This window comes from Novipirellula artificiosorum (genome assembly GCF_007860135.1).
Taxonomy (GTDB): Bacteria; Planctomycetota; Planctomycetia; order Pirellulales; family Pirellulaceae; genus Novipirellula_A; species Novipirellula_A artificiosorum.
Genome location: NZ_SJPV01000002.1, coordinates 994,304 through 1,008,121 on the forward strand (window position 1 = coordinate 994,304; position 13,818 = coordinate 1,008,121).

Here is a 13,818-nt window from a genome sequence, read left to right on the forward strand (position 1 = left end):
TGTAATCAATGAACCAAAGTTGAAAGGGGGGCCTCAAGCCGATCATACCGATTCAAGGCCCCCATACTAGCCATACCACCTAGCCTTGTCAATCTACCTAAACCAGAAGAGTGATTGTTTCTTCCAGTTCGGGGGCTAGGGTGTCGTCATCATCAGCAGCCATCAATTGATCGAGGCTGGCGGCAAATGGCAACGCGGAGAACAAATTGGGCGACATGATCCCAAGGTCGTCGAATCCGACAGCCCCATTACCGTTGAAGTCAGCCGCGGCGTCGTAAGAACCACCTCCGAGCAACGAGCCGAGAGCTGGCGACATGATTCCGAGATCATCGAAGCCAACGGCACCGAATTGTTCGGGATTCAGTTGGAAACTGGCGTTAGCGGGCGAAACCGCGAATCGCATCGAGAAGTCGACGCCCGGCGTCCCATTACCGCTCGTCGCATAGGTATCCGACTCGTTGACGAACTCACCGTCCAGCGCCAAACCGGTAGCTGTGGCGACAATCGTATCCTTTACGACCAAGGTGTAGTGATCGCGTCCCATCGGGCCGCTGAGGACCAATGTCGCACGTGGCGTACCGGGTACGTAGCTGACACTGACGATCGTCACCGGGTTGGGACCAACCGCATTATCCGGCGTCAACGCGAAGTCGGTGGCATCTGGCAGTGAGCCAACGCCCGAGCCTTGCACATCTTCACTGAAGTCAACGTAAACCCGGTTCATGGTGCTCCATGACATCGGTGAAACCTGGGCTACCGAACCGGTTGGGATCGAGAAACCTAGACCCTGACCCGACGGAGCCGAGTCAACTTCTTCGACAAACGCTGGAGTCCAACCCGCTAGGACCGGGCCGTCCGTCACGGCTGCAACTCGCACATTGGTAACGGTTGGTGGTGGTGGCGGAGCGTCATTGTCGGCGATCACACCAAATCCCTGATCGCTGTCGTCAATCATCACACCAACGATAGCAGGCACGGCAGTGATCTCGATTCCGAACAGTTCGGACGGCTCGACATCACTATCGTCAACAATATCAATCGTGATCGACTTGACCGTTCCCACCGGATCACTTGGGTTGAATGTCACCGTCGTTGACGCAGGAAGGGTGTAGTCCGTACCAAGCGTGGCACCCGGCACGATGTCGACGAAGTTCAACGTGACGTCAATCGAGCCAACGGATGCTGCCATTGAGCTATCCAACTTCACACCCACCGTTGCGGTCGCGTTGTCCTCGCTCGTCGATACATCGACGATCGTGAACTTGACCGGATCGTTGTCCGTGATGTTGACCGTCGCCGGTGTTGAGTCGACGACAAACGTGCCAGTCGTTCCGACGGGCGGCGTTCCACCATAGCCGGCTGTCACGACACCTGATGCAAGCGTCACAATGACCGTTTCGGTCGGCTCGGGAATCACATCGTCTTCAACGTCGACTTCCAACAAAGCACTGGTTTCGCCATCACCGAAGAAGACCGATCCGGCGGATAGACCCGTATAGTCACCGGATGAACCAGCGGTTGCCGTGCCCCCCTTGGTGTAGTTGACCGTTACCCCACCAGATGGTGCTGGAACCGGATTGCCCGAAGCGTCCTTCAACTCAATCAAGAACGCGCCGTTGGTTTCTGGTTCGCTACCGTCACCCGCATTGGTGATCGACACGATGATGTTGGAATCATCGTCAGCGATCACCACGGTGTCGGTCAACGATGTTCCCAGTTCGATGTCCGCATTCGACGGACCACCGAACGTGAACCCGGTCAAGGTGACCGTGACGTTTTCAGGGCCTTCGATGATCGAATCGTCCTTCACATCAACATCAAACGTTGCCGTCGTATCGCCAGCCAGAATCGTGACCACGCCGTCGAGCAACACATAATCGGAACCATTCGTGGCATTCCCGACACCCGTTGCGATCGAGTAAGTGACTTCTGTATCGGTGTCACTCTTTTCGCTCAAGGTGACCGTGAACTGGCCATCGGTCGAAGGTTCGGCCGCATTGGGCGTGGTTGCGGCCAGATTGACCACCGCGGTATCGGTATCCTCGATTCTCACCTCTTCCATCTCGCTATCATCATGGATCGAGATATTCGGATCGGCGTTTCCAGCCGGAATCGGATCGACCAAGGTAATGCGGACGAATTCGTCATCCTCTAGCAAGATATTGCCGGCATCGTCGAGCACGTTGACATCAATCACTGCGGTCGTTTGTCCCGCAGGGATCGTGACCACGCCGGAAAGCGTCGTGTAATCGACACCTGGGGTGGCACTGTCACTGGCAACTTGCACCGAGTAAGGGATCTTGGCGTCGTAGCTGCTCGGCTTCGACATGGTGACCTTGAATTGGCCGTTATCGGCCGGTTCCTTCGCCAGTCCGTCGGTTACCGAGAGCAGAACGTCCGCTTCGTCAGCGTCACCGCCCGTAACGTCATTGATCTTGCCAATGGCCGTATCATTGTCGTTAAAGGAGCGATCGCCAAGCGTTGCCGAGGCGGTGGTGATGTTCAGGCTGGCCAAGAATCGTTCAAAGCCAGCATCATTGCTCAGGCCACCCTCGACCGTCATGTCATCGCGAATTGCGACGGTGACGGTATGAGGTCCCGTTGATCCCACACCGAACGTGATTTCGTCGGTGCCGCTGTCGTAGTCCGTATCGGCCGGAAGCGATGGTTCACCTGGTCCGTCAAAGTCTTCATAGACATTGCCTTCGGCATCGGTCGTGTTCAGCCCTGGCGAATTCGCCACCGCACCGCCCGGTGTCGTGTAAGAAACGTCCAGGTCGACAGCAATGTCACTCGGTTTGTCAGCCGTAATCGTGAACGTCATCGTTCCAGCGTCCTCATTGACCGTCTGATCACCGATCGTGAACTTCATCGTGTCGTTGTCCTTGATCGTGATATTACCCTTGTCGGAAATATCAACCGCTCCAGCAGGTCCCGTTTGAGGGGAAACCGGTGCAAGCGGAGTGTAATTGGACAGTTTCAATAAGAACTTCTCCGTTGCTTCGACAACATTGCCGTTGACAATCGGAATCGTGACGGTCTTCGTTTCACCGGCGTTGCCCGCAAAGGTCAGGGTGCCGGACTTGGTCGTGTAGTCACTACCCGCCTCCGCACTGTCGTTGGCCGTGGTGTAATCGACCGTAAACCCGGCTTGTGTCGCGACATCCAGCTTGACCGTTACATCGACTGAGTTCGGTGAAACACCTTCCGTGACGGTCGGGTCGGACACCGTCAGCTTTGGCGAGTCATTGTCCTCGATATCGATCGAAGCCGTTTTGTTGGCACCATCAATGCTGATTTGGGACGCATTGTTGTCACCGGCGTTCGGAACGATTCCCGTCAACTCAACACTGACATTTTCAGTCGGCTCACCGACCGAGTCATTCTTGACATTGATGGTCAATGTCGTCTGAGTGCCGAAAGCAGGGATCGTCACGGTACCGGTTAGTGGCGTCGTGTAATCGCTCGGATTCAAAGCGGTGTCGGAATTGGCTGGATTCAGCTTGTAAGCAACCACGGTTGGCTGATCACTTTGCTTATCGATGCTGATGGTGAAGGTACCGTTCGGACCGCCTTCTTTACCATCAACCCCTGCGGCAACACTGACCTTGCCCAAATCATTGCTTAAGATGAATGCAGTATCGGTGTCGTTCGCGGTATCGATCGTCACGCCCGAAGTCGTGCCAGTCGATCCGGTCGTCAAACCCGTCAGCTTGACGGTGACCCCTTCCGCATCCTCGATCAGCAGGTCGTCCAAGGTTGTGACGTCGATGTATTTAAACGTCTGACCCGCTGAGATCGTGACGGTACCCGAAAGAGTGACGTAGTCGATTACACCTGGGCCCGTCAACGGACCGGCCGCTGCACCCGGCACTGCGTCATTTGGCGGCGTCAGGATCACGTCGTAGGTCACCACGGTCGCCGTATCGGATTTGACGCTTTGGTTGACGCGGAAGAAGCCAAGGTTGCTCGGTTCCAATCCGTCGTCAGTCGCTTCGAGCGACACCAATGCATTGTCGTCGTCAAAGATCGTGGCGACGGCCGAACCGCTGCCACCGACCACGTTGGATCCGGTGCTGCTAACACCATCGATCTTCACTTCGACATACTCATCGGATTCCACCACAGCCGGCGTATCGTTCAGAACGTCGAGGGTCAAAGTCGTGGTCGTTTGACCAGCCGGGATCGTCACCGTACCGGTGGTGATGGCGACATAATCCGTGCCAGCGGTCGCATCGGTTCCCGCTGGAACCAACTTGTAAGTAATAACCGTGTCATGCGCACTCTTAACGTTTTGAGTGAACACGTACTTACCGTCGTCGAGCACTCCGCCTGGCTCCGTACCGTTGACGGCACTGATCGTGACGTTGATGTCGTCATTGTCCAGGATGGATTCCTGGGCGATATCCGAACCGCTGAGTCCAATCGACAACAGTGGATTGTAGAACGAATTGACTGCCGAGACCGCCGTGACTTTCACGTCGATCGTCTCGGTGCCTTCGCTCAGCAAATCATCAATCACTTCGACGTCCAAGGTCGCCGATGTTTCACCCGCTTGAATCGTGACAATCTGCGTCACCGCCGTCGGCGACGAGGCACCACCAAATTCGTAGTCATCGCCGAGCGTTGCGGAGCCACCTTGTAGCGTGACCACAACGTTCACGTCGACCGGCAAGTCATTGCTGATGTAGACGGTGAATTGGCCGTTGAAGCCACCCGCACCGAGTCCCGGCTCTGCAGCGGGGCTATCGGTCTTTTTGATCGTCACGTCAAACAATTCGTCCAAAATCGTGACCGTGTCGGTCGTCGATCCAAAGCTGACGTTGGTATTGTTGCCAGGATCGGACGTTCCGGCATCCAACATCGTGAAGGTGTCCAACGTCACAATCACATCTTCGGACGCTTCATTGATGAAGTCTTGGATCACATCGACTGGCAACGTCACAACCTTAGTGCCTGCCGGAACCGTGATTGTGCCACTGTAGTAGTCGGACCCTGCGGTCGTTCCGAGCAGCGGTGCATAGTCGTCACCGACGGCTCCGAGTCCAGGAACGGCCAATCCAGCCCCCGGCCCACTTACCGTGTACTCGATCTTGACATCTTCGTCGCTCTCGTAATTCAGTTGAATTTCGAATTCGCCATCATCCGCACCTTCGGTTGCGGTGGGATCGGTGGCAACGACGGAGATGACCAAGTCGTCATCGTCGTCGATGATCGCGGTTGCCGTGTTCGACGCCGGATTGGGATTCAATGTGATGTTACCTGGCGTGGCCGAATCCAATGTGATCGTGACGGTTTCATTGTCTTCGTTGACAAAGTCCTCTTTCACGTCGATTGGAATCACCACACTCGGCTGGTAAGCCGGCAACGTGACCGTGCCCGACAGCGTTGCATAATCGCCGCCATTCGTTGCTGTTCCGGTGATCGTGTACTCGATCAACGTCGCTTCGTCACTGACCACATCCGTGGTGATCGTGAAACTACCATCGGTTGGGCTGCCTGGGTTGTTCTCGGCTGCGTTGGTTTTGCTGACGGTCAACTTACCGACTTCGTTGTCGTTAATATCAACATTCTCGACCGTGTTGCCACCAAGCGTGATGTTACCATCCGTTCCAAGCCCGTAGTTGATACCCGTTAAGGTCACAACCACATCTTCGGTGCCTTCACTGATCGTATCGTCCAAAACTTGCACACGGATCGTAGTGGACGTGGTTCCAGCATCAATCTTCGCTGTACCACTGGTCGCCACATAATCGGTCCCTGCTGTGGCCGTGCCGTTGGTGACGGTGTAGTTAACGTACGTATCCGTTGAAGCAGCTTCGCTCAACTTAATGACCGCTTTGGCTGCGTTCGCGGCACCCGTCGGGTTGCCAAGAGGTCCACCCGGTTCTTTGCCGGCCGTGACACTATCGATTTCAACCGTCGCATCATCATTGTCGATGATGTTGATCGTCGCCGAGACGTTCAGGTCGACAGTCAACATCGGATCCGAGGAGCTGTTTTCCGAATAGAAGTCGACCGAATTGGCTGCACCACCCAGGGTGGAGAATAACGACCAACCGTAATTGGAATCGCCATCCGACCAATCCTGAACCGTCGAAGTGACGTTCGCGAACCCGCTACCGCCGCCGAGAAGAGCCTCGGCCAAGGCTTCGGCTTCGACGCCATCGGTCTGGATACCACCGCCGAAACTATCCCAACTGGCGGTCGACTGGCTCCAGTCAACCAACATTTGATGGAGGGCGACATTCGCTCCCACGCTGTCCACGTCAACTTGCAATCCGGCGAAGCTGATCACTGCTCCGAGTGGAATTTGGCCCGCGCCGCTACCAAAAATGTTGTCGAAACGCAACAAGCCTTGTGCTTCGCCAATGCCAGGTCCGCCAGGACCTTCGACATGAATGAGCAAGTCACCACCGTTGATGACCGCAGTACCAAAAGCTTCCAAGAAAGTATCTTGAGTTGCACCAAATGTCAGTGTTGGCCCAGCAATTGAACCAATTTTGATTTGTGGATCCGTCGGAGCAAGCAACGAGTCCAGCGTGATCGTGATCGATTCGCTGTCAAGTTCCACGAGGCTGTCATCGATAATCGAGACATCGATGTCCGCACCCGTCTGGCCAGCCGGAATGGTAACGGTAAGCGACAGCGGTGTGAAATCGCTGTTCGGCCCCGTATTATCGGTCACCGAGTACTTAATCTTCGTATCGGTGCTGCTGGTGATCGGAGTCGTTCCCGAGGGATCATAAAGCGTGACACGGAACTTGCCATCCACCGGGCCTTCTTCTTCACCGTCGTTGACCGCGGCGATGTTCACAAAGCCGGCGTCGTCGTCGCTGATCTTGACTTCAGCTTTGTCGGTCGAGCCAATCGTGATATCGGGATCGGCGGTGTTGCTGACCGAAAGCAATTCAATCTTGACATACTCATCGCCTTCGGTTTGCAGATCGTCAAACGGTGCCCCGGTGACGTCAACCACGATGTCAGCCGTTAGGTCACCCGCAAGAATCGTTACCGTACCGGAGAGCGTCTCGAAATCAGAACCCTCGTCCGCATTGACCTTCGAACCGCCTGCAGAGATAATTTTGTACGTGATCACGGTATCGGCCGCACTCGGCGTTTCAATCGCCACTCGGAACTTGCCATCGATAACGCCTTCGGTGGCGTTGTTCACCGTAACCACGTCCACGGTTTGATCGGCCAGAATCGGCAATTCAGCGCGAGAACTTGGTGCACTGTAGTCAACACCCAGCGGAGCGGAGTTTCCATTGATGCTGTAGCCACCCAAATTGCTCAAGAAACTAGTGATTTCAACCGGAATCACTTCCAAGCCTTCGGTGTCAGTGTCGTTCAACACAGGAACGGGAATCGTCACGCTGGTTTCGTTCGGCAAGAAGGTGATCGTGCCATTGTACAAGGCGTGATCGGTTCCCTGAGTTGCCACGTCCTGACCGGTATCGCTATCACCAGGGTCATCGTCGGTATCAAAGGTGTTCACACCAAAGGTGATCACCGTCACGTTGGGGCTTTTCCCATCGAGAGTAAAGGTCAAGGATCCATTTTGACCTGGCTCACGAGCAGGCGTGTAACTGCTGATCGAGACTTCACCGGTTTCATTGTCGATGATGTTCAACGTGTCGCTGTTCATCGCGTCGAGCTTGACGCCCGAGCCGCCGAGTCCGATTGGGTCTTGCGACGTGATCGTATCGAGGGTAATCGTCACGGTTTCGTTCGGGTCGAAATACTCATCGTCCTCCACGAGAATGTCGATCGTCGCAGTCGAGCTGCCAGCCGGAATCGATACCGTGCCGCTCAGCGTGGTGTAATCGAGTCCATCACTTGCAGTGCCCGTTACCGTGTAGCTGATCACAATGGGACCGACAGCGTCCGTCGTGTACTGAGCGATCGCACCTGCGTCACCGACAAGTGAAACCAAGAATTGGCCATTGGTCACACCTTCCTCTCCATCAACCACATCTTCGATCTTGACCGTCAACTCGTCGTTATCGGAGATCGTCACGGTGTCGGTGATGCCGTTCGGCTCGATGTCCAAGCTTACGCCTGAGTCGCCGATGATTTCACGTGGAGCCGAATCGACCAATTGAATCGAGACCGTTTCGGTTCCCTCTAGATCCAAATCGTCAAGGACCGTCACCGGGATGATGGCGGATGTTTCACCGGCGAGAATCGTGACGACACCGCTCAATGCGACATAGTCATCATCTGGCGTGGCCGATGTGCCGCTGACCAACACGTCGTACTCGATGATCGTATCGACGCTTGAGGTCACCGCAGTGATCGGCGGTGCCGAAGTGGTTCCGGGCAACGCCAATTGAACACGGAAGAAACCGTCATTGCTTGGCTCGCCAGCCACCGAATCGACCGCGTCAACGCGAACGTAAGCTTCGTCTTCGTCCAGAATCGTGTTGGTGGCGGTACTGGTTCCCAACGAAATGTCATCGTCGCCGACGATTTCCGCGGTGGGTGACGGACCATTGAGCAACTCGATGGTAACCGTTTCGTCATCTTCGACGACCAACTCATTGATTACGTTCAAATCGATGGTCCGCGTGGTCTGTCCTGGAGCGAAGGTGACCACGCCCGTGACAGGATCCGCCGGGAAGGTGCCCGGTTGAGTGATCGCGATTCCTGGTCCGCTGAGCGTATAGTCGATTCCGTATTGAGCAATATCGCCGCTGGGGAAGAGCGCTCCGGCGTCCACAACGAACGGCACCTTCGTTTCGGTCGACGAAGGATTCGTCAACGTCACGGTGAAGGTGGTGTTGGTGGCGGGCTCGGTCGCATTGACGCCGCCCACGATGTTTACCAAAGCCGAATCGTCATCAGTGATCTCAACCGTTGTCTCCTGAGCAGGTGATGCCTCGGTAATCTGAGGGTCGCCGTTGACAGCGGTGATCGCGAATTCGACATCCTCGAGCGCTTCGACCTCGTTGCTGTCAATCACGAACAAAGGAACGGTTGCTGAGATTTCGCCGGCTGGAATAATCAAATCAGCTGGGACGGGGGTAACCACTGGTGGCGTGTCAAGCGACACATGCAACTCATAGGAATCACCGCCAGGGATGTTGCCCGCTTGCGACCCATGCGCCACGCGAACAAAGTAGGTACCGCTGGTAAGTGCAGTGTAGGTAATCATCGAATCGTTGGCGGATGAACTTCCGGAATCGCCAGCAGAGTTATCGTTGTCATCAAGCTCGTCCGTACCTTTGAACAACGTCAACCAGGAATCCATTCCACCGCCGGTGTTGTCAATATCCAGAATGATCTTCTCACCCGCTTGGACATCGAACTTGAAGAAATCGACACTGCCATTGCCGGTGCCTTTAACGGTCACGTGCGGCATCACGGTCGAATTGGCGATGTCATCATTGAGTGCAACGGTCCACGCGGCACTGTTCAAATTGTCTGCTTGAGAGTTGTTGTTGTTATTTTCGGATTCGTTATAGAGTGCAGCCGGTCGATTGGTCACGTAGAAATAGTCCGTGCCATAATCAGCACCCTCACCAGCCCCAGGAGTCGCACTTAGAACGACGGCTGTATCAGTGCTCGACGGGCTTCCTGGATCCGAAAGTGACAAGGTAAGCGAAGCGTCGCTGTTCGGCTCAGCTCCGTCCGTGCTGTCCAGTTCGACTTTGTTGTCATCGTCGTCGATGATGTTGGTTGTTTCGGTCGAGGAGTTGTAAGTCACGCCAGGCAATGTCGTGGCGACACCGGTTAACTTCATCGTCACCGTTTCGTTCGCTTCGACGATCGAATCGTGGACAGGCGAAAAGGTTAAGGTTTTCGAAGTTTGGCCAGGGGTGAACGTAACACTGCCTGATGCCAAGTCGTGATCAACGCCCGGAACGGCCTCACCACCGATCGTGTAATCCACCGTGATATTCGCCGAAGCGCCACCACTGGCACCGACCAATTCAATCTTGAAGGAACCGTCATCGGTGTCTTCGGTATTGGCGTTGTTGCTGGCAGTGATTTTCACCTCTGGCGGCAACTCATCGTCGGTCAGAATCATCGAGGCCGAACCGGCGATCGGGCTGATCGACGCTCCGGTGCCGACCACACTGGTGATCGTCAAGACGATGTCTTCATCGGCTTCATAGATCGAATCGTCTTCGACGTCGATGTCCACGACGACCGAAGTTTGTCCCTCAGGAATCGTCACGGTACTGCTCGAAGGTACGGCAATAAAGTCCTTGCCGGCACCTTCCTCCGCAACACCGCTGAGCGCGTAGTTGATGACAATGCCGCCAACCGGAGCAGGGCTATCGACCGAGAAGGTGAACTGGCCGTTATCGCCAGAGGTGATCCCCGGTTCGTTCGGATCACTATCGGTGGCAACAACGCTGACCGCAGTTGGAAGAACCGTCGGGCCATTGAAATTCGCCACGGTGTCGATCACGAACGCCCAGTCGGCCAAATCGGTGCCGGCTGCGTTCGCCCCATTGGGAGCCGCATCAAACCAGTCGTAACCGACAAAGGTCACTGATCCGCTGCCCACGGGAGCGTAGAACACGGATGTGTCGGTGCCATCGTCATACACGCTTACCGCGCCCGCCGGCAGGGATGAGGTCTCAAAACCACGAGTTCCATTGTCGCCATCGAGCGTGGCCGGGCCAGCTGCGAAAGGCGTGGTAGCTGCTGCAGCTGTCTTCGTGGTCGAGAAGTTAATCGCAGAACTTTCTACCAAACTCCAACCGAATGTTGCGTTCAGCAACTCAGCTGAGTTCTCATTACCAAAAGAATCCGAATGGACCATCAGATGCCCGCCGCCATTGACGAAGTTGCTGATGACCGTTCGCGCTGGTGCATCGATCTCCGTCAGCGCATCGCCCCATTCCATTTCGGGAATGGCCAACACATCCTGGCCCGCGACCCCGGCCGAAATCCCAGCAGCACTCAGGTCCGTGAACCCGGTGACTGTGTGTCCCAAAGTTGTCAAGGATTGACTCAGGTTCGCGACCTCGTCATCGCTACCACCGCCACCGGAATTCAATTCCACGCGATGATCCATCAGCGCGATATCGCCAGCCAACAACATTCGTTGCTCCAAGCTTTCCGCCATGAAGGTGCGTCCGCGACTGGTGGCGAAGCGGGGTTGGCTCTTCTTGTTCTTCTTGTTCTTTTTGCGACGAAGTGATTTGCCAAATCGACCGAACAAGCCATTGCTACCGGAGACAACACCCATGCTGGGCTGAGCACCCGCCATGTTGCGAACGAAAGGCACCGAGAGGATCGCTCGGACGATCATCGCCAAGCCGAGGCCGATCTGAGTCAGCCAAGATCCTCGGAAGGCGTTCTTGTAGCGCTCCAGCCGAGCGGCTCGCTTTTCCATCCAGGATTGGCGGCGGGCTTCGATACGGGCGGTCCAGCGGCTCGCGCGTTGGCGAAGTCGTTCCATCCGTGAAGGGTTGCTGTTGTTCGTGTTGGAAAGACGGAAGTTACGGCGAATCGACATTTTCAAATACCTAAACTAAGCGGGAAGTGACAATGCCACGGGTTTGCTTAAGCGACTCGGGGAGAACCCGAGTGAGCACAACGCGTGGCCGCTGTGTCGCAACAATTGAGAAAAACCAAGGTGAATAGAGACATGCGCGAAAACCATCACCTGACAACGCCCTGCTATTAGGCCCCTGATACCGCTCTCGCCGTTCTCTCTCAGACGGGGCGAGCGAACGACGAGAGATCGAACGGCACCACTCGAAAGCGGTGTTCTCAGCGAAGCCACGCCAAAAGGTGCGACACCAACGGAGGTTCGATCATGCAAACGGGTTTTCATGGAGGCGAGTTCTTACTGGCAAAAAACAGGCAATCAATTGACCAACGCGGTCGACGGAATCGCTTGTTTCGCCTGGCAGAATTCTTCCTTTTAGGAGAGTTAGGTTGACTGCACAAATTAGCGCAGCGGTGGGGGTATTCGCGGATGTTCCAGCTATGATGATAGACGCGCCGACGGGGGGTACAAGTAGCGAGTCAAGTTTTTTTCGAATTTCTCCAGATACTGTTCATCTGTGGCCTTACCAAAGCAGTTGGTTCGTTTTCCTCGATGTCCGAACCGCCGCTGGACACTTCCGCGGCGGTCCAGAAGGGTAACAAAACGGCAAATACCGAGGCCTGCGAAATGGCGCCTCAGATTGAGAACAAAGAATCGCACTTTCTTTATCCGTTTCCTGAGTACGATCGAATGAGCTGTGCGTTTTTAGTGGCGCAAGTTGGAAATCGCATCGGATATTGATCGTGGAGGGCTCGAAAAACGTGGCTGGCAAGTCAGTTTTTCACCGTAAATTTCGACATTCTTAACCAAAACAAGGCGGTGGAGCGAGGATCCATTGGCGAGAGAGGGGATGCATCCAATCGCCGGCGAAAAGAGAAATCGGTTTCCCTTCTTGCCGATGACCAAATGGAGACGGTTGAGCAATGATGGACGGGCGAGTGGTGATTCACGGCTTTGCTTAACGGGGCGCATTTCCTCACCCGTCTCCGCTGGGCGGCGAAGCACCCCCACACGGGCGAAGTGGCAAATTGTCACAGAAGGCTAGGTCCATATGGACACCTGGTATAGGGAGAAACACCCACAAATGAAACACCTGTCCATCACCCGGGTGTTTTGCAAGGGACCGAGAAGGGAACTTTTTCGGGGAGGGAAAGGGAGGGCTGATGAGGAGGCTGGGGGCAGATTCAAGCAGCAACTCGCAATTGATCGGACTTCCGTTTCCCCCGAAAAGACCTCGTGCAGTTTCTAATTCGTTGATTGAACAAGGCTCACGAGATTTACCTCTCACACTGGGTAACCTGACGAATCGGTGGGGATTTGGAGACCGATGGAAAGTATCACCGATTCGAAAGTGGTCCTATGGAGCAAGTCAATTGGATGCCAAGAAACCCTCTCCCTCGCTGCGCTCGACCTCTCCCAAAGGGCGAGGTACACCCCGCCCGCTGCGCGGGTCGTGAAGCCCTTAAGTCGTTTAATGAAAAAGATTTACAAGATTCACCTCTCACACTGGGAGAGGTCGAGCTTAAGCGAGGGAGAGGGGAAACGGACTGCGATGACAGCATGAGATTCCAGCACGGTTTCTATACCGGCCCTCCCCCTCGCTCCGCTCGACCCCTCCCGCTGCGCGGGCAGGGGTGGTTGGGTACCTAAACACTGAATTGGTAACAACTTAAGAACCGCATGACCTTATAATCGTGGGAGAAGGGAGCCTTAATTCGGCTATCGGCTATCGGCTATCGGAACGCTCGTCCGATGCCGGATGCGACACGCGGTGAGCGTAAATGCGAACACAGTTTCTTGTCAGGCGGCGACTGACAAGCAGCGTCAGGAAACCGCTTACTACGGATGGAAGAAAGGGTGCCGGTTGGAGTCGTAGCCTTTAGGCGATTGCGGAAGGTGCTGGAGTCGTAGCCTTTAGGCGACTGGGATGCGTGCGGTCCTTTTCCGTTCTGCTTGTGCTTGCGCCCCTCACCCCCCAACCCCTCTCCCCAAAAACGAGGTCGTGCAGTTTTTAAGTTGTGACTAACACAGTGTTTAGGTATCCAACCACCCCTGCCCGCGCAGCGGGAGGGGTCGAGCGCAGCGAGGGGGAGGGCCGGTATAGAAACCGTGCTGGAATTTCATGTTGTCATCGCAGCCTGTCTTCCCTCTCCCTCGCTTAGGCTCGACCTCTCCCAAAGGGCTCGTTGTACCACATAACTCCTGCGTTTTGCATGCATTGACGGGTTGGTTTTGTGTGCAACTCCACTGGACTTTTTGCTGGACGCCGCGAATTATCCTCAATTGAGGATCCGCGTTGGTGCTGC

The 13,818-nt window shown here is 55.3% G+C and carries 1 protein-coding gene; it reads right to left on the bottom strand.

Annotation, left to right across the window (positions count from 1 at the left end; genetic code table 11):
• Positions 1 to 97 precede the first annotated feature (97 nt).
• Complete coding sequence (locus tag Poly41_RS09420) at positions 98 to 11,476, bottom strand: Calx-beta domain-containing protein (protein ID WP_146525651.1); 11,379 nt, start codon at positions 11,474 to 11,476, stop codon at positions 98 to 100.
• Positions 11,477 to 13,818 lie beyond the last annotated feature (2,342 nt).